The 17,140-nt window shown below is 66.9% G+C and carries 16 protein-coding genes; 11 read left to right on the forward strand and 5 right to left on the reverse strand.

The features are described from left to right. Positions 1 to 38: 38 nt before the first annotated feature. The 4 genes from N415_RS02205 to N415_RS02220 are packed head-to-tail and all read left to right on the forward strand — an operon-like array spanning position 39 to position 3,413. The gene (locus N415_RS02205) at positions 39 to 500 is read left to right on the forward strand and encodes a nuclear transport factor 2 family protein (RefSeq protein ID WP_068176862.1); all 462 of its coding nucleotides are present in this window, start codon (positions 39 to 41) and stop codon (positions 498 to 500) included. A gap of 58 nt (positions 501 to 558) precedes the next feature. Beyond that, positions 559 to 1,656: a Re/Si-specific NAD(P)(+) transhydrogenase subunit alpha gene (locus N415_RS02210; RefSeq protein ID WP_068176744.1), complete on the forward strand. Its 1,098-nt coding sequence runs from the start codon at positions 559 to 561 to the stop codon at positions 1,654 to 1,656. Beyond that, positions 1,657 to 1,992: an NAD(P) transhydrogenase subunit alpha gene (locus tag N415_RS02215; protein ID WP_068176746.1), complete on the forward strand. Its 336-nt coding sequence runs from the start codon at positions 1,657 to 1,659 to the stop codon at positions 1,990 to 1,992. Continuing rightward, positions 1,989 to 3,413 carry an NAD(P)(+) transhydrogenase (Re/Si-specific) subunit beta gene (locus N415_RS02220; RefSeq protein WP_068176748.1) on the forward strand — a complete coding sequence of 475 codons (1,425 nt, stop codon included), beginning with the start codon at positions 1,989 to 1,991 and terminating at the stop codon, positions 3,411 to 3,413. The genes N415_RS02215 and N415_RS02220 overlap by 4 nt, the downstream gene beginning before the upstream one ends. Here N415_RS02220 and N415_RS31285 read toward each other — a convergent pair. Then, positions 3,410 to 3,535 (reverse strand): hypothetical protein, encoded by a 126-nt coding sequence (locus N415_RS31285; RefSeq protein ID WP_108637325.1) that lies wholly within the window; start codon positions 3,533 to 3,535, stop codon positions 3,410 to 3,412. The genes N415_RS02220 and N415_RS31285 overlap by 4 nt on opposite strands. A 137-nt stretch (positions 3,536 to 3,672) precedes the next feature. On the opposite strand from N415_RS31285, the gene N415_RS02225 reads away from it, so the two are divergent. Then, the gene (locus tag N415_RS02225; protein ID WP_068127543.1) at positions 3,673 to 4,296 is read left to right on the forward strand and encodes a TetR/AcrR family transcriptional regulator; all 624 of its coding nucleotides are present in this window, start codon (positions 3,673 to 3,675) and stop codon (positions 4,294 to 4,296) included. Between the two features lie 8 nt (positions 4,297 to 4,304). Here the strand turns inward: N415_RS02225 and N415_RS02230 are convergent, their stop codons facing one another. Next, the gene (locus N415_RS02230) at positions 4,305 to 5,759 is read right to left on the reverse strand and encodes a PE-PPE domain-containing protein (protein WP_068176750.1); all 1,455 of its coding nucleotides are present in this window, start codon (positions 5,757 to 5,759) and stop codon (positions 4,305 to 4,307) included. A 122-nt stretch (positions 5,760 to 5,881) separates the two neighbouring features. Beyond that, on the reverse strand, positions 5,882 to 6,778 hold the full coding sequence (locus N415_RS02235; protein WP_068176865.1) for an alpha/beta fold hydrolase: 897 nt from the start codon (positions 6,776 to 6,778) through the stop codon (positions 5,882 to 5,884). A gap of 94 nt (positions 6,779 to 6,872) precedes the next feature. On the opposite strand from N415_RS02235, the gene N415_RS02240 reads away from it, so the two are divergent. Then, positions 6,873 to 7,973: a diacylglycerol kinase gene (locus N415_RS02240; RefSeq protein ID WP_068176752.1), complete on the forward strand. Its 1,101-nt coding sequence runs from the start codon at positions 6,873 to 6,875 to the stop codon at positions 7,971 to 7,973. An 18-nt stretch (positions 7,974 to 7,991) separates the two neighbouring features. After that, positions 7,992 to 8,732 (forward strand): glucose 1-dehydrogenase, encoded by a 741-nt coding sequence (locus N415_RS02245; RefSeq protein ID WP_068127548.1) that lies wholly within the window; start codon positions 7,992 to 7,994, stop codon positions 8,730 to 8,732. Positions 8,733 to 8,779: 47 nt separating this feature from the next. Here N415_RS02245 and N415_RS02250 read toward each other — a convergent pair whose 3' ends face one another. Continuing rightward, positions 8,780 to 9,493 carry a sensor domain-containing protein gene (locus N415_RS02250; protein WP_081665028.1) on the reverse strand — a complete coding sequence of 238 codons (714 nt, stop codon included), beginning with the start codon at positions 9,491 to 9,493 and terminating at the stop codon, positions 8,780 to 8,782. A gap of 61 nt (positions 9,494 to 9,554) precedes the next feature. Continuing rightward, on the reverse strand, positions 9,555 to 10,277 hold the full coding sequence (locus tag N415_RS02255; RefSeq protein WP_081665029.1) for a sensor domain-containing protein: 723 nt from the start codon (positions 10,275 to 10,277) through the stop codon (positions 9,555 to 9,557). A 217-nt stretch (positions 10,278 to 10,494) separates the two neighbouring features. On the opposite strand from N415_RS02255, the gene N415_RS02260 reads away from it, so the two are divergent. The 4 genes from N415_RS02260 to N415_RS02275 all read left to right on the forward strand — a co-directional run bounded on the left by N415_RS02260 (position 10,495) and on the right by N415_RS02275 (position 17,135). Next, positions 10,495 to 12,012 (forward strand): TldD/PmbA family protein, encoded by a 1,518-nt coding sequence (locus N415_RS02260; protein ID WP_068176867.1) that lies wholly within the window; start codon positions 10,495 to 10,497, stop codon positions 12,010 to 12,012. Next, positions 12,009 to 13,382: a metallopeptidase TldD-related protein gene (locus N415_RS02265; RefSeq protein WP_068176762.1), complete on the forward strand. Its 1,374-nt coding sequence runs from the start codon at positions 12,009 to 12,011 to the stop codon at positions 13,380 to 13,382. Before N415_RS02260 ends, N415_RS02265 begins: the two co-directional genes overlap by 4 nt. Before the next feature lie 88 nt (positions 13,383 to 13,470). Next, complete coding sequence (locus N415_RS02270) at positions 13,471 to 15,216, forward strand: ABC transporter ATP-binding protein (RefSeq protein ID WP_068176764.1); 1,746 nt, start codon at positions 13,471 to 13,473, stop codon at positions 15,214 to 15,216. Further along, positions 15,213 to 17,135 carry an ABC transporter ATP-binding protein gene (locus N415_RS02275; RefSeq protein WP_068176765.1) on the forward strand — a complete coding sequence of 641 codons (1,923 nt, stop codon included), beginning with the start codon at positions 15,213 to 15,215 and terminating at the stop codon, positions 17,133 to 17,135. The genes N415_RS02270 and N415_RS02275 overlap by 4 nt, the downstream gene beginning before the upstream one ends. The last annotated feature ends 5 nt before the right edge of the window (positions 17,136 to 17,140 follow it).

Genomic DNA, 17,140 nt, shown 5'->3' on the forward strand with positions numbered 1-17,140 from the left:
CGTCTGCAGATTTACAGGCTCGGCGCACGATGGACGCCATGACCGAATCACGCCCCCCGTTCCCGCCATTCACCCTCGAGACGGCACTGCAGAAGGTTCAGGCGGCCGAGGACGCCTGGAACACCCGCGACCCTGAGAAGGTGAGCCTGGCGTACACGCCCGACTCGCAGTGGCGAAACCGCGACGAGCACGTCGTCGGCCGGGCCGAGATCGTGGCGTTTTTGACCCGCAAGTGGCAGCGCGAACTCGACTACTCGCTGCGCAAGAGCCTGTGGGACTTCCACGACAACCGCATCGCCGTGCGGTTCCAGTACGAGTGCCATGACCACACCGGCCAGTGGTACCGCAGCTACGGCAACGAGCTGTGGGAGTTCAGCCCGTCGGGACTGATGGCCCGTCGCGAGGCCAGCATCAACGACGTGCCGATCCAGGAATCCGAGCGCCGGTACTTCGGGCCCCGCCCGGCGTCGCAGCACGGGCAAGATATTCCGCTCTGGTGACTGCGGATAGGGTGTGCTGCGGCAAGCCGAAGACATAAGGGAAGTAGATGTACGCGCCATGACAGATGCGCAGACGACGGTGGGGGTGGTCGCCGAGTCGGGGACCGAGGAGCGGCGCGTCGCGCTGGTACCGAAGGCGGTCGCGTCGCTGGTCAGTAGCGGTTTGGCGGTGGTGGTCGAGTCCGGTGCGGGCGAACGCGCGCTGCTGCCCGACGCGCTCTACACCGAGGCGGGGGCCAGCATCGGGGACGCCTGGGCGGCCGACGTCGTCGTCAAGGTCGCACCGCCGACGGCCGAGGAGGTTGCCCGGCTGCACAGCGGCCAGACCCTGATCGGCTTCCTGGCGCCGCGCAACGCCGACAACGCGATCGGGGCGCTCAAGCAGGCCGGGGTGCAGGCGTTCGCGCTGGAGGCGATCCCGCGCATCTCGCGCGCCCAGGTGATGGACGCCTTGTCGTCGCAGGCCAACGTGGCCGGGTACAAGGCCGTCCTGTTGGCGGCCTCGGAATCGACCCGGTTCTTCCCGATGCTGACCACCGCGGCGGGAACCGTGAAGCCGGCCACCGTGCTGGTGCTCGGCGTCGGGGTGGCCGGCCTGCAGGCGCTGGCGACGGCCAAGCGGCTGGGCGCGCGGACGACCGGCTACGACGTGCGTCCGGAGGTGGCCGACCAGGTGCGTTCGGTGGGCGCGCAGTGGCTGGACGTCGGGATAGACGCGGCCGGTGAGGGCGGCTACGCCCGCGAGCTGACCGACGAGGAGCGCGCCCAGCAGCAGAAGGCGCTGGAAGATGCGATCGCCGGATTCGACGTGGTGATCACCACCGCGCTGGTGCCGGGGCGCCCGGCGCCGCGGCTGGTCACCGCGGCCGCGGTGGAGGCGATGAAACCCGGCAGCGTGATCGTCGACCTCGCCGGTGAGACCGGCGGCAACTGCGAGCTGACCGAGCCGGGCCGCACCGTGGTCAAGCACGACGTCACCATCGCCTCGCCGCTGAACCTGCCCGCGACCATGCCGGAGCACGCGAGCGAGCTGTACAGCAAGAACATCACGGCGCTGCTGGACCTGCTGATCAAGGACGGCAAGCTGGCGCCGGACTTCGACGACGAGGTCATCGCGGACTCGTGTGTGACGCGCCAGCCCGGCGGGGAGGATTAGATGTACGACGAGCTTTTGGCCAACCTGGCGATCCTGGTGCTGTCCGGATTCGTCGGGTTCGCGGTGATCTCCAAGGTGCCCAACACGCTGCACACGCCGCTGATGTCGGGCACCAACGCCATCCACGGCATCGTGGTGCTCGGCGCGCTGGTGGTGTTCGGGGAGGTGGAGCACCCGTCGCTCGCGGTGCAGATCATCCTGTTCGTCGCGGTGGTGTTCGGAACGCTCAACGTCATCGGCGGCTTCATCGTCACCGACCGGATGCTGGGCATGTTCAAGGGCAAGAAGAAGCCGTCGGCCCAGAAGGCCGACGACGGGGAAGTGGTCGCCAAATGAACTACCTGGTGACTGTCCTCTACATCATCTCGTTCTCGCTGTTCATCTACGGGCTGATGGGCCTGACCGGGCCCAAGACCGCGGTGCGCGGCAACCTGATCGCCGCGGTGGGCATGGCCCTGGCCGTGACGGCGACGCTCATCAAGATCCGGCATACCGACCAATGGGTGCTGATCATCCTCGGGCTGGTGGTGGGCGTCGCGCTCGGCGTCCCGCCGGCCCGCTACACCAAGATGACCGCCATGCCGCAGCTGGTGGCCTTCTTCAACGGCGTGGGTGGCGGCACCGTCGCGCTCATCGCGCTCGCGGAATTCATTGAGACCAAAGGCTTTTCGGCCTTCCAGCACGGCGAGTCGCCGACCGTGCACATCGTGGTCGCGTCGCTGTTCGCCGCGATCATCGGGTCGATTTCGTTCTGGGGCTCGATCATCGCGTTCGGCAAGCTGCAGGAGATCATCTCCGGATCGCCGATCGGCTTCGGGAAGGCCCAGCAGCCGATCAACCTGCTGCTGCTGGCCGCCGCGGTCGCCGCGGCCGTGGTGATCGGCCTGCACGCCCATCCCGGCACCGGCGGCGCGCCGCTCTGGTGGATGATCGGCCTGCTCGCCGCGGCCGGGGTGCTGGGCCTGATGGTCGTGCTGCCCATCGGCGGCGCCGACATGCCGGTGGTCATCTCCCTGCTCAACGCGATGACCGGGCTGTCGGCCGCCGCGGCCGGTTTGGCGCTGAACAACACCGCGATGATCGTCGCCGGCATGATCGTCGGCGCATCCGGCTCGATCCTGACCAACCTGATGGCCAAGGCCATGAACCGCTCCATTCCCGCCATCGTCGCGGGCGGTTTCGGCGGGGGCGGGGTGGCGCCCAGTGGCGACGGCGGCGGCGACAAGCACGTCAAGGCGACGTCGGCCGCCGATGCGGCGATCCAGATGGCCTACGCCAACCAGGTGATCGTGGTGCCTGGCTACGGCCTGGCCGTGGCGCAGGCCCAGCACGCCGTCAAGGACATGGCCTCGCTGCTGGAGGACAAGGGTGTCGCGGTGAAGTACGCGATCCACCCGGTCGCCGGCCGCATGCCCGGGCACATGAACGTGCTGCTGGCCGAGGCCGAGGTGGACTACGACGCCATGAAGGACATGGACGACATCAACGACGAGTTCGCGCGCACCGACGTCGCGATCGTCATCGGCGCCAACGACGTCACCAACCCGGCGGCCCGCAACGAGGCGTCCAGCCCGATCTATGGCATGCCGATCCTCAACGTGGACAAGGCGAAGTCGGTGATCGTGTTGAAGCGGTCGATGAACTCGGGATTCGCGGGCATCGACAACCCGCTGTTCTACGCCGACGGCACGACGATGTTGTTCGGGGACGCGAAGAAGTCGGTGACCGAGGTCGCCGAAGAATTAAAGGCGCTCTAGACGGGCGGGTAGGCCGGCGGCGGGTATCCGTTGCCGTCGACGACGCCGCGCAGACCCCACGGCACGTACTTGAAGAAGAACTCGATCTCGTCGCTCATGTCATAGTCCGGACTCGGATCCATGTCCCCACCTCTCGACTCGCGACCAGTTCGACACACCATCGTAGTCGCAGAGCCGCCGGTGCGACAGGCGGCGCTGCCCTTAAACTGTCCAACCAGTTGATTGATAGCAGTGAACGATAGAGAGCACTCAGAGACAGATGCCATCCGAGAACGGGCTGACCCGCCGCGAAGAGTTGTTGGCCGTTGCCACCAAGCTGTTCGCCGCGCGCGGCTATCACGGCACCCGGATGGACGACGTCGCCGACGTGATCGGGCTGAACAAGGCGACCGTCTACCACTACTACGCCAGCAAGTCGCTGATTCTGTTCGACATTTACCGCCAGGCCGCCGAGGGCACGTTGGCCGCCGTGCACGACGACCCGTCCTGGACGGCCCGCGAGGCGCTCTACCAGTACACCGTGCGCCTGCTGACCGGGATCGCGGCCAATCCGGAGCGGGCCGCGGTGTACTTCCAGGAGCAGCCGTACATCACCGAGTGGTTCACCTCCGAGCAGGTCGCCGAGGTCCGCGAGAAGGAGGCCCAGGTCTACGAGCACGTGCACGGGCTCATCGACCGCGGGATCGCCAGCGGCGAGTTCTACGAATGCGACTCGCACGTGGTGGCGCTGGGCTACATCGGGATGACGCTGGGCAGCTACCGCTGGCTGCGGCCGAGTGGGCGGCGCACCGCCAAGGAGATCGCCGCGGAGTTCAGCACCGCGCTGCTGCGGGGTTTGATTCGCGACGAGTCGATCCGGCAGCATTCGCCGCTGGGCCCGTAGCCGGCAGGTCAGCCGAAGTTGGGCGGCGGAATCAGCTGCAGCACGCTGCCGGTCGCCCCGCTCAGCAGGGACAGCAGCGTCGTGCTGGACTGGCCGAACGAGACGTTCAGGCCCGGATTGATGGACGGCACCCACGGGTAGGTGTCCGGGAAGTACGACGGCGACAGCAGCCCGGCCTCCACCCCGATCTCGACCGCGGCGCCATAGGGACCCTGCACCGCGCCCAGGGCGAGGTCGGGGATGACCGTGAACGGGTTCGGTAGGTCGAACAGTCCGGCCGGGGTCGGAATGTTCGCGTAGTTGGCGCCGGGTCCGTAGTCGCCGTAGCCCAGGTCGACGAGCACCCGCAGATCGGGCTGGAAGATGTCGGCGATCGGGGGGCCGGCATAGGGGATGGCACGGATCGGCTCCAGCAGCGGCAGGTTCTGGGTCATCAGCATGTAGTACTGGGTGCTGCCGGTGTAGTCGGGCGACGTGGGTAATGGCACGGCGGTGCCGACCTGGGTGGCCGTCAAGAGGGGATATTGGCCGTGGACGAAGAAGTAGCCCATGAGCGCATTGAGGTCGGACACGAGGTTGAGCGGGTATTGCGGGGCGTCGGCGATGCCGTCGTATTGGTACGTGTAAATCGAGGTCGGGTACGGGGAATTCGGCGGCGTCGCACCGTTGAAAGCCACGTCCAGGAACGGGATGTAGAAGCCGGGGAAGCGCTCCAGGATGCCGCCGACGGGGTTGTTGGGGTCGCCGATCAGCACAAAGTTCAAGTGGCCCTGATAGGGGGAGCCCGCGGCCATCAGGTTCCTTATTTCGTTCGTGGCGATCGTGGCGCTTTGCGAGTAGCCGAAAACGACTGCGCTGTTGTTCGGGTTGCTGAGCGTCGAGTTGATCGCGTTGTTCAGCAACGTGACGCCCTTGGCGACGGACTGGCCGAACGTCATGTTGCCGAGGTTCGGCGTCACCGGCCAGAACTGCTCGGGCGTGAACAGGCCCTGTGGGATGGCCGCGGAAAACAGGGGATTTGGCTTTATGTACGCGTTGAACACGCTTGTCACATATTTGGGGTCCGGTATTGGGTTGTTGGTGCCGCCCATGATCAACGCGAACATCGGGTCGCCGGGGGAGGCCAGCTGCACCACTGACAGCGGGGTGCCGGTCGGCGAGCCCCCGGAGACGACGGCCGCGTTGGTCGCCTCGGCTTGCGCGTAGGCGGCGGCCGCGGCCGCCAATGCCTGGGTGAATTGGCTGTGGAAACCCGCCGCCTGCGCAAGGAGCGCCTGGTATTCCGCGCCGTACGCACTGAATAGGTTCGCGATCGCCGCCGATACCTCGTCCTCGGCCGCCGCCAGCAAACCGGTTGTCCGTGCGGCGGCATTGGTGCCGGCCGCGTTGATCGCCGAACCGATGTTGTGTACATCGGCGGCCGTGGAAGCCAAGGTCTCAGGGACAGTAATTAAATCCGACATCTCCCCGTCCTTTCCCCACGGACGCCATCCCGGCCCAAAGGGAGTTATCCGCGACCATGGGTATTAGGTATTGACCGAGGGTAGATCTGTCCCGCCGGTAAGTTTGGCGTTTTGCGCAAGTTCTAAGCGTTCACACGTTTGAGGTGCCTGTCGAGAAAGGCGAGCTGATCCGCGACGACGCGCTCGAAGGCGTCGCCGACATAGATCTCGAAATGCCCCTCGGGATACATCCGGACCTCCCCGCGCGGTGCCTTCGCCGCGTAGCGCAGCGTCGGCACCGGGGGAGCCACCGAGTCGGCCTCGCAGACGCAGAACAGGATGGGGCACGCGACCTTCGCGGCCAGCCGGCCGGGTCGGTAGGCGGCGACCTTCAACGCGAACCGGGCGGCGACCTCGTTGGGCACGGTCTGGCCCTCGGGGACCAGCCTCATGTAGCCGGGGTAGACGTCGGGCGCGTTCATCAGGGCGACTTCGCCCGGCCTGCCGGCCGCGGGAACCATCACCGGCGACCTGCCGAGCCCGGCCGCGATGAGGTCCCGTGTGGCCAGTAGGCCGACGCGGCCGAAAATCACCGGGCTCAGCGTGCGCGCGGATGCGATGCCGTCAGTAAACGGGCACTGGGCCACGGCGGCCTTGATGCCCGGCACCCTGGCCGCCGTCGCGATCACGTGTCCGCCGCCAAAAGAGGTGCCCCACACGCCGATTCGATCGTGATCGACGCCGTCAAGGGTGTGGGCGTGGCCGACCGCGGCCGCCCAGTCCGCGAGCTGCATCCCGATGTCGAGCAGTTGTCGCGGCCGGCCTTCGCTGTCGCCGAAGTTGCGGTAGTCGAACACCAGGCAGGCGTAGCCGGCTGCGCTGAAGCGTTCGGCATAGGCGTCCAGCCGCATGGTCCGCACCGCACCCAGGCCGTGCGCCATCACCAGCAGCGGCGCGGCGCCACCGCCGTCCGGCCGGTAGAGCCACGCGCTGATCCGGTCGGCACCGGACCGGAATTGGACGTCCTCGCGTTGCGCCATGAGCGTTTCCATTCTGCCCCGGCGCCGTAGGCGTCGCAGAAGTTGTGGACTACTGTCTAGAAACGTTTCGAGCGTTCGAGGGACGGAGACTCTCATGGCCATCCGCGTCGCACACGTCGGTACCGGAAACGTCGGAGGGTTGGCCCTGGCCGAGCTGATCACCAATCCCGCGTTCGAGCTGACGGGCGTGTGCGTGTCCACGCCGGAGAAGGTGGGCAAGGACGCCGGGCAACTGTGCGGCGTAGGGCTGGACGTCGAGACCGTGACGGGCGTCGCCGCCGTTTCGGACCTCGACGCCATCCTGGCCGCCAAGCCCGAGTGCGTCGTCTACTGCGCCATGGGCGATACCCGGCTGCCCGACGCGATGGCGGACGTCATGCGCATCCTGGCCGCCGGCATCAACGTCGTCGGATCGTCCCCGGGCTTGCTGCAGTACCCGTGGGGGGTCATGCCCGACAAATACATCGCCCGGGTGGAAGATGCTGCCCAACAAGGGAATTCGAGCATCTTCATCAGCGGCGTGGATCCGGGATTCGCCAACGACCTGATCCCGTTCGCGCTCGCCGGTACCTGTCAGCGCATCGAACAGGTGCGCTGCATGGAGATTCACGATTATGCGTCGTACAACGGCGTCGAGGTGATGAGCTACATGGGCTTCGCCCAGCCCCTGGACGACATCCCGATGCTGTTGCAGCCGGGTGTTCTGAGCATCGCGTGGGGGACCGCGATCCGACAGTTGGCGGCCGGCCTCGGCATCGAGATCGACGAGATCACCGAGTCCTACCAACGTGAGCCGGCACCCGAGGACTTCGACATCGCTGTGGGACACGTTGCCAAGGGCACGCTGGCGGTGCTGCAGTTCGAGATCCGCGGCATGGTCAAGGGTCACCCCGCGATAGTCATCGAGCACGTCACCCGGCTGCGGCCCGACCTGCGCCCCGACCTGCCCCAGCCTGCCTCCGGCGACGGCTCGTATCGCGTCGAGATCACCGGCGAACCTTCCTACGCCGTGGACATCATTCCCAGTAGCCGCAAGGGCGACCACAATCACGCCGCGATCGCCGGGGCCGCCGGCCGCATCGTCAACGCGATCCCCGCGGTGATCGCCGCGCCGCCGGGGATCCGGACGACGCTGGATCTGCCGCTGGTGACTGGTAAGGGCCTTTATGCGCCAAAAGACTTGGTAGTTCAGTAAATTCGAAAGGACTGTTAAATGGGACGGGTTGACGGCAAGGTAGCGCTGATCAGTGGCGCTGCCGGCGGCATGGGCGCCGAAGATGCGCGGCTGCTGGTCGAGGAAGGCGCCAAGGTGGTTATCGGCGACATCCTGGACGACCAGGGCAAGGCGCTGGCTGACGAGCTCGGCGACTCCGCGCGCTACGTCCACCTCGACGTCACCCAGCCCGACCAGTGGGACGCCGCGGTCGCGACCGCCGTCGGTGAATTCGGCAAGCTGAACGTGCTGGTCAACAACGCGGGCACGGTCGCGCTGGGTCCGTTGAAGGACTTCAAGCTGGACAAGTGGCAGAAGGTGATCGACGTCAACCTGACCGGCACCTTTCTGGGCATGCGGGCGGCGGTCGAGCCGATGACCGCGGCCGGGGGCGGCTCCATCATCAACGTGTCGTCGATTGAGGGGCTGCGCGGCGCGCCGATGGTGCACCCGTACGTCGCGTCCAAGTGGGGCGTGCGCGGGCTGGCCAAGTCGGCGGCTTTGGAGTTGGCGCCGTTGAACATCCGGGTGAATTCGATCCACCCCGGTTTCATCCGCACCCCGATGACCGCGCACCTGCCCGAAGACATGGTCACCATCCCGCTCGGCCGTCCGGGTGAAGTCCGCGAGGTCGCAACGTTCGTGCTGTTCCTGGCCAGCGACGAGTCCTCTTACTCGACGGGGAGCGAATTCGTCATGGACGGTGGGCTGATAACCGACGTGAACCACAAAGAGTTCTGACGCGCCACCCCCCGGCCGTCGAAAGATAAGCGAGCGGTGACGCACGGTTACTTGCCGGGCTGCCCCGACCCGAGCGCGGCTTTGGCGGCGAGTTGCTTGGCCAAGGATACGGCGAAGGGGTTCGCGTCGCTGTAGGCACACCCCATGACATCGATCGCTACGTTGTTGGCGATCGTGAGAGCGCGTTGGCAGCGCCAGCCGATGTTTCTCTCGCTCTGTCTGGTCGCTGTCAACATTCCGCCGGAGTCATTGACCGGCCCGACGTCCCACGTGCCGCTCTTCCCCGGGTCCGGGGGGTGCGCCGTATAACTCCGATTCGAGCAGCCCCGCCAGAGCCCGGCCGCCCGCCGGTAGAAGGCCGTTGCCTGATCCGCGGTGGGAAACGCCACGACGTCCTGGTCAACGTAGTGGGCAGGTTGGTCTCCTGGCTCGAACAGGACTTGGCCCTGATAGGCGGTCCACCCGCTGCCCGCATAGGCGGGCCCGGTCGCCGGTATGGCCAACGCCACGCATTCGGGCGGTGTGCCCTCGCCTGTTGACATCTGCGTGTAGTTCCGCCCGTCCTCGACGGTCATGCCGCTTGCGTCCATCGTGGTGTTGACCTGCTCTGTGTCGAGCAACAATCCCGGCAACGCGGAAGCCGAGATCGGCGGCGGCGGCGAAAGCGGCGCGGATGAAGCCTCCTTCGGGGCCGGACCCCCAGTGCACCCGGCCACCAGGGTGCAGGTGGCCAGAGCGGTGGCCCACCTCGACTTGTTCATCGCAGTCCGCTGACTTTCTTTTACGTCGGGCAGCCGGGTGGCGGGACGTTAGCGCACCCCGTCAGTGCGCTTGCCGGGTGACGGTGGCGGCCATCTTGTCTGCGATTTGGCCGGCTTGGTCACCGAGCTGATATGCGCAGGCATTGACGTCGAGGACCACGTTCAAGACGGCGCGCAGCACGTGTCGGCAGCTGTAACCGTTGCCGCCCTCCAGCGTGTGTGGCTGTGTGATCGCCGGGGCATCCCCGCCCAGGTTTCCGACGGACCACAGGTAGTCCCGCCCCAAATGATGGGCGGTCACGGTCTGCCCGGCGCAGGCGCGCCACTTGCCCGCCGAAGCCCTCACGAAGGCCACTGCCAATTCGGCAGACGGGAAGCTGACCGCCGCCTGACCGACACGGTGGTGCGGGTCGTCTCCCACTTCGTGCAGACCCTGGGCGCTGACCGCGGTGTATCCGCTGCCCTGATACACGGCTGCTTCGGCGACGAAGAATGCGGCGCGGCAGTCCGGGTTGGACAGCGTTCTGTCGACCGTCCATGTCGCGTGCTCGATCGGCGAGGTGGGCTGCATGTCCGAGGCGCCCATCGCGGCATTGACGTCCGCGACGGTGAGCAGAATGGAGTCCAGTCGCTCGGATGCCGTCACCGGCGCCGGTGAGGTCGTTTGCGCGGTGGGCGTGGCACGCCCGCAGCCGGTCATCATGACTGCCGCGACCATCAACGCGGCCGCCGCGGAGGCGCCGACGCGCCGGGGTGTGCGGGATCGGCGGGGGCACACCGGCATGCGCAGATGCTACCAACGCGGCACTCATTCCGAGCGAGGCCGGGCGCGGTCGTCGCGGTCGTCGTAGAAACTTGAAGCGGCGGTTGGCTGCTCGATTCCCGCCATGTGATAGATGTCGGGCGTTCGGCCAAGAAGTCCGAGAGAAGGGGACCTTCATGGAGAAGGGTAGCCGGAACAACTCGGTAAGCATCATCAGAGCCGTGGTTAGGGCGAAATGGTGACATCGAATCGGGAGATCGACGCCGAATTTCTGAGCCTTCCTCGCCGCCAGCTAGCCGACGCCGCGATGTCGGCGGCCACCGCCGCCGGGGCCACCCACGCCGACTTGCGGGTGCACCGCATCACTACCGAAGCGATCCAGCTGCGCAACGGGAGGCTGGAGACGGCGGCGTTGAACCGCGAGCTCGGCTTGGCGGTCCGGGTGATTGTCGACGGCACTTGGGGATTCGCCTCACACGCCGAGCTGGCCCCGGATGTCGCGGCGGATACCGCGCGACGGGCCGTGCGGGCGGCCACCACGCTGGCGGCGCTGAACACCGAGCCCGTTGAGCTGGCGCCCGAACTCGTGTACGCCGATGCCACCTGGGTGTCGAGCTACCAGATCGACCCGTTCACCGTTCCCACCGCCGACAAGATCGCCGTACTGCAGGAGTATTCGGGTCGGTTGCTGGCCGGCGACGGGGTGGACCACGTCTCGGCGAACGTGACCGTCGTCAAAGAGCAAACCTTCTATGCCGACATGTTCGGTTCGTCGATCACCCAGCAGCGGGTGCGCTTGACACCGGCCTTCGAGGCCGTGGCCGTTGACGCCGCGGCGGGGTGCTTCGACACGATGCGCACGCTCGCACCCCCGATGGGACGCGGTTGGGAGGCGTTGGCCGGCGACGAAATCTGGAACTGGACCGACGAACTCGCGCAAATCCCGTCGCTGCTGGCCGAGAAGGCCAAGGCCCCCGGCGTTACCGCGGGGCCGACGGATTTGGTGATCGATCCGTCCAACCTGTGGCTGACCATTCACGAATCAATAGGCCACGCAACCGAATACGACCGCGCCATCGGACACGAGACGGCCTACGCCGGCACGTCATTCGCCACCCCGGACATGCTGGGGACCCTGCGCTACGGTTCGCCGGTGATGAACGTGACCGCCGATCGCACCGTCGAATTCGGCCTCGCCAGCGTCGGTTACGACGACGAGGGGGTGGCCGCCCAGAACTGGGATCTGGTCCGCGAGGGGATATTGGTTGGCTATCAGCTCGACCGGATGTCCGCGTCACGGCTCGGGCGGCCACGCTCGAACGGCTGTTCATACGCCGACTCGCCCTATCACGTCCCGATCCAGCGGATGGCCAACGTCTCGCTACAGCCCAGCCCCGGCGACACCGGCACCGCCGACCTGATAGCGCGAGTCGACGACGGCATCTACGTCGTGGGCGATAAGTCGTGCTCAATCGATATGCAGCGCTACAACTTTCAGTCCACCGGGCAGCGGTTCTTCCGCATTCGCGACGGTCGCCTCTGCGGTCAGCTGCGCGACGTCGCCTATCAGGCGACCACCATCGACTTCTGGAATTCGATGGAGGCCCTGGGGGGTGAGTCGACCTGGCGGCTCGGCGGCGCCTTCACGTGCGGCAAGGCCCAGCCTGGACAGTTGGCCGCCGTCAGCCACGGCTGCCCGTCAGCGCTGTTCCGCGACATCAACGTGCTCAACACCCGCGCCGGGGCCAGTCGATGATCCCCGCACAGCAGGTCGTCGAGCTCGTTTTGGATGAGGCGGCACGGTCGGGTCGGGCCAATGAGACCCTGGTCCTGGTCACCGACCGCACCGAGGCCTCGCTGCGCTGGGCGAACAACTCGATGACCACCAACGGAATCTCGGTCAGTCGCGGCACCACCGTGATTTCCGTTGTGCGCCTCGGTGACAGCGCGCACGTCGGCTCGCTGCGCTCCGCCGAGGTCGACCCGGCGGCGATTCCCGGGCTGGTGGCGGCGTCCCAGGAGGCGGCGCGTTCGGCTCCGGCGGCGCGCGATGCCGCACCCCTGCTCGCCGGCGGCGGCCCACCGGACGATTGGGACACGCCGGCTCGCGGCACCGGCGTCGAGGCGTTCGCCGATGTCGTTGGTCCGTTGAGCCGGGGGTTTCGTGGCGGTGACCAGTTGTACGGCTTCGCGCGCCATGTGGTGGAGACGACGTTTTTGGCCTCGTCGACCGGACTGCGGCGGCGCTACACCCAACCCACCGGTTCGGTGGAGATCACTGCCAAACGCGCTGCGGCCAGTGCGTGGGCCGGTGTCGGAACGCCGGATTTCCCGGCTGTGCCAACAGATCTGCTGCTCGAGCGGCTGTCGACTCGCCTCGGTTGGGCGCGGCGCACCGTCGAGCTGCGGCCGGGCCGATACGAGACAATCATGCCGCCGTCGACGGTGGCGGACATGATGATCTGCTTGCGGCTGAGGATGTCCGGCCGAGCCGCGCAGGAGGGCCGGACCGCGTTTGCGTCGGCCGGCGGCGGGACCCGGTTGGGTGATCGTCTCACCGATATGCCGCTGTCCCTGTACTCGGACCCGTCGGCCCCCGGCTTGGCGTGCTCGCCATTCATCGCGACACCGCGCTCATCGGAGATGGTGTCGGTCTTCGACAACGGGATGGATTTCGGGCGAGTGGACTGGATCCGCGACGGGGTGATCAACGCGCTGGCCTATCCACGGGCCGCGGCCGCCGAGTTCCGGGCGCCCGTCGCGGTGGCCGCCGATAACCTGCTGATGACCGGTGGCAGCGCGGACCTCGCCGAGATGCTCGCCGGCACCGAGCGCGGGCTGCTGCTGACCACCCTGTGGTATATCCGTGAGGTCGACCCGACGACGCTCCTGCTGACCGGTGTGACCCGCGACGGTGTCTATCTGGTCGAGGACGGCGAAGTGACGGGGGCGGTCAACAACTTTCGGTTCAGCGAGAGCCCGTTGGATCTGTTGCGGCGGGCGACCCAGGCCGGCGTCAGCGAGGCGACCCTGCCGCGTCAATGGGGCGATTGGGCCCCTCGGGCGGCAATGCCATCGCTGCGGATCCCCGACTTTCACATGTCGTCGATAAGCCAGGCGCAGTAAGTGATTCCCGTCGGGGCGTGCCGTTTCCAGGTCCGGGATGCCGCGCGACTCCATCGCGACGCGCCTGGCAATATGCGACAGTACGGAAATGCTCCTTGCGCTGGTGCGACGGTACGTCCGGCCGTATCGTCGGCTGGTTGCGGCGGTCGCGCTTTTGCAGTTGATAAGTGCGCTGGCCTTGCTCTACCTGCCTACGGTCAACGCGGCCATCATCGACGACGGCGTGGCTAAAGGCGACACCGAGACCATCGTCAAGCTGGGCGCGTTGATGCTCGCGGTCACCGGTGTGCAGGTGCTGTGCAGCGCCGGGGCCGTCTACTTGGGGTCCCGGACCGGTATGGGGTTCGGTCGCGACCTGCGTCGAGCGATCTTTCACCACGTCACCTACTTCTCTGCGCACGAGACGGCCCGGTTCGGCGCACCGTCGCTGCTGACCCGGACCACGAACGACGTCCAGCAGCTGCAGATGCTGGTGCAATTGAGCTGCACCGGGCTGATCACCGCCCCGATCATGTGCGTCGGCGGCATCGCGGTGGCCGTGCATCAAGACGCTGAGCTGTCCTGGCTGTTGGTGATCAGCATTTCGGTGCTGGCTGCATGCGACTACTGGATCGTGTCGCGCATGCTGCCGCTGTTCCGCCGCATGCAGGAGCTGGTCGACGACATCAACCGGGTTATGCGGGAACAGCTCTCCGGTATCCGGGTCATTCGGGCGTTCGCCCGGGAACCTTTTGAACGGGAGCGCTTCGGGCGGGCCAACCTCGCGCTGACAGAACGGGCGCTGCGGGCCGGCAAGTGGCAGGGGTTGATGCTGCCGCTGACCAACCTGACCATCAACGTGTCCTGCGTCGCGGTCATCTGGTTCGGCGGTCTGCGCATCGACGCCGGCCGAATGCAGGTTGGTTCGCTGATCGCGTTCCTGGTCTATTTCATGCAGATCCTGATGTCGGTGCTGGTGGCGACCTGGATCCTGATGGAGGTGCCTCGGTCATGGGTGTGCGCGAAGCGGATCGGCGAGGTGCTCTGCACCCGGCCCGCGATCACGAGCCCAGCGAACCCGAAACGTCCGCAGGCTGTGCGCGGCGTCGTGCGGATGGACCGGGTGTCGTTCTGCTACCCGGGTGCCGATCGCCCCGTTGTACACGATTTCTCGCTGACCGCGCTGCCGGGAACCACCACCGCCATCGTCGGTTCGACCGGTTCGGGCAAGTCGACGCTGATTTCGCTGGCCTGCCGGCTCTACGACGTCACCTCGGGCTCGGTATGCCTGGACGAGGTCGATGTCCGTGACTACGACACCGAGGTGCTGTGGTCGACGTTGGGGCTCGTGCCCCAGCGCAGCTACCTGTTCTCCGGAACCGTGGCCGACAACCTGCGATACGGCAAGGCGGACGCCACCGAGAAAGAGATGTGGCACGCATTGAGGGTGGCCTGCGCGGAGGATTTCGTCCGCGCACACCCGGAGGGGCTGCAGATGCCGGTGACCCAGGGCGGCAACAATTTCTCCGGCGGCCAGCGACAGCGCCTCGCGATCGCCCGCGCGGTGATCCGCCGGCCGGCGGTGTACCTGTTCGACGATGCCTTCTCCGCACTGGACGTCCACACCGACGCCCGCGTCCGTGCCCGTCTTCGTGATGTCGCCGGCAATGCCACCGTAATCATTGTCGCGCAGCGGATTTCGACCGTCATCGAAGCCGACAGGGTGATCGTCATCGACGGCGGGAAGGTCGTCGGTGACGGCACCCACGAGTCGCTCCTCACGGATTGCGCCGCCTATGCCGAGTTCGCCGACTCGCAGGCTATGACCGCCGGAACCGGGGGGTTGGCACAGTGAGGGCCGCGGTCCGCACTCCCGTCCGCAGCGTGGTGGAGGGACCCACGGAACGATCCCGCGATTTTCGCGGCTCGGCGATCCGGCTGGTGAGACTGCTCACCCCGCAACGCGGACTCGCGGCCGTGGTCATCTCGTTGGCGCTCGGCGGCATCGCGATCGGGGTGACCGGACCGCGGATACTGGGCCACGCCACCGACTTGCTGTTCAACGGCTTCGTCGGCCGACGGCTACCCGCCGGCATCACCAAGGAACAGGCCATCGCGGCCGCCCGCGCACGGGGCGAGAACACCTTCGCCGACCTGTTGTCCGGGATGGACATCACACCCGGCGTCGGCGTGGACTTCGGCGCCGTCGGACGTACCCTCGGGCTGGCGTTGGGGTTGTACCTGCTTGCGCCGCTACTGGTTTGGCTGCAGGTGCGGATTCTCAACGTGATCGTGCAGCGCGCCGTGCGGGCGTTGCGCGCCGAGGTCGAGGACAAGGTGCACCGGCTGCCGCTGTCCTTTTTCGACGGACGCCCACGCGGGGAGCTGCTCAGCCGGCTCACCAACGACATCGACAACCTGCAGACGTCGCTGTCGTTGACGATCAGCCAGTTATTGATAGCGGTGCTGACCGTCTTGGCGGTGTTGGCGATGATGTTGACGATCTCGCCGCTGTTGGCCGGCATCGCGTTGCTGACCATGCCGTTGTCACTGCTGGCGACGCGGCTGATCACCAAGCGTTCGCAGCGAATGTTCGTGGCACAGTGGGCCAACACTGGGCGGCTCAACGCCCACGTCGAGGAGACCTACAGCGGTTTCACGTTGGTCAAGACCTTCGGTCACCGGGCCCGCGCGCTGGAGCGGTTCGACGAATTCAACGAAGACGTCTACCGCCCCAGCTTTCGTGCTCAGTTTCTGTCGGGCCTGCTGTCGCCGGCCACCATGTTCCTCGGTGACCTCACTTACGTCGCGGTCGCGGTAGTCGGCGGTCTGCAGGTGGCGACCGGCCAGATCACACTCGGCGGCATCCAGGCTTTCATCCAGTACGTCCGCCAGTTCAACGGCCCCTTGACCCAGGTGAGCAGCATGTACCAAACCTTGCAGTCCGGGGTGGCCAGTGCCGAGCGGGTGTTCGACCTGCTCGATGCCGCAGAGCAGACGCCCGACAGCGCTGAAGCCGTCCGGGTGCCGTACCCGAGCCCGGCGGGCGATCTCGCAACCGGCCGGGTGGAGTTCGAGCATGTCACATTCGGTTACCAGCCCGGCGTCCCCGTCATCCGGGACTTGTCGCTGGTGGCCGAACCCGGCAGCACGGTGGCGATCGTCGGACCGACCGGAGCGGGCAAGACCACGCTGGTGAACCTGCTGATGCGCTTCTACGACGTCGACTCCGGCCGGATCCTGATCGACGGGGTCGACGTCGCGACGCTCAACCGGCGCTCGCTGCGCTCCCGGATCGGGATGGTGCTGCAAGACACCTGGCTGTTCGGCGGGACGATCGCCGAGAACATCGGCTATGGGCGGCCCGACGCCGGGCGGGACGAGATCATCGAGGCGGCCAAGGCCGCATACGTGGACCGGATCGTGCGGACGCTGCCCAACGGTTACGACACCTGGGTCAGCGACGACGCCGCCAACATCAGTACCGGTGAAAAGCAACTGATCACCATTGCCCGGGCTTTTCTGGCGCGCCCCCAGTTGCTCATCCTGGACGAGGCGACCAGCTCCGTCGACACCCGCACCGAGCTGCTCATCGCGCACGCCACTCGCGAGCTGCGCCGCGAACGCACGAGTTTCATTATTGCCCATCGCCTTTCGACGATCCGCGATGCCGACTTGATTCTGGTGCTCGAGGCCGGGCGGATCGTCGAGCGGGGCACGCATGCCGAGTTGATGGCCCGCCGCGGCGCGTACTACGCGATGACCCGCGTTTAGCGCGA

Origin of the sequence: Mycobacterium sp. UM_CSW (assembly GCF_000455205.1) — a bacterium.
Classification (GTDB): domain Bacteria; phylum Actinomycetota; class Actinomycetes; order Mycobacteriales; family Mycobacteriaceae; genus Mycobacterium.

What these genes read in the sequence shown, in the direction of transcription:
- N415_RS02235 (WP_068176865.1), bottom strand. Translation starts at nt 6,778, where the DNA reads ATGGCGCAACGCGAGGACGTCCAATTCCGGTCCGGTGCCGACCGGATC.
- N415_RS02205 (WP_068176862.1), top strand. Translation starts at nt 39, where the DNA reads ATGACCGAATCACGCCCCCCGTTCCCGCCATTCACCCTCGAGACGGCA.
- N415_RS02215 (WP_068176746.1), top strand. Translation starts at nt 1,657, where the DNA reads ATGTACGACGAGCTTTTGGCCAACCTGGCGATCCTGGTGCTGTCCGGA.
- N415_RS02225 (WP_068127543.1), top strand. Translation starts at nt 3,673, where the DNA reads ATGCCATCCGAGAACGGGCTGACCCGCCGCGAAGAGTTGTTGGCCGTT.
- N415_RS31285 (WP_108637325.1), bottom strand. Translation starts at nt 3,535, where the DNA reads ATGGATCCGAGTCCGGACTATGACATGAGCGACGAGATCGAGTTCTTC.
- N415_RS02220 (WP_068176748.1), top strand. Translation starts at nt 1,989, where the DNA reads ATGAACTACCTGGTGACTGTCCTCTACATCATCTCGTTCTCGCTGTTC.
- N415_RS02210 (WP_068176744.1), top strand. Translation starts at nt 559, where the DNA reads ATGACAGATGCGCAGACGACGGTGGGGGTGGTCGCCGAGTCGGGGACC.
- N415_RS02240 (WP_068176752.1), top strand. Translation starts at nt 6,873, where the DNA reads ATGGCCATCCGCGTCGCACACGTCGGTACCGGAAACGTCGGAGGGTTG.
- N415_RS02265 (WP_068176762.1), top strand. Translation starts at nt 12,009, where the DNA reads ATGATCCCCGCACAGCAGGTCGTCGAGCTCGTTTTGGATGAGGCGGCA.
- N415_RS02250 (WP_081665028.1), bottom strand. Translation starts at nt 9,493, where the DNA reads ATGAACAAGTCGAGGTGGGCCACCGCTCTGGCCACCTGCACCCTGGTG.
- N415_RS02255 (WP_081665029.1), bottom strand. Translation starts at nt 10,277, where the DNA reads ATGCCGGTGTGCCCCCGCCGATCCCGCACACCCCGGCGCGTCGGCGCC.
- N415_RS02270 (WP_068176764.1), top strand. Translation starts at nt 13,471, where the DNA reads ATGCTCCTTGCGCTGGTGCGACGGTACGTCCGGCCGTATCGTCGGCTG.
- N415_RS02230 (WP_068176750.1), bottom strand. Translation starts at nt 5,759, where the DNA reads ATGTCGGATTTAATTACTGTCCCTGAGACCTTGGCTTCCACGGCCGCC.
- N415_RS02245 (WP_068127548.1), top strand. Translation starts at nt 7,992, where the DNA reads ATGGGACGGGTTGACGGCAAGGTAGCGCTGATCAGTGGCGCTGCCGGC.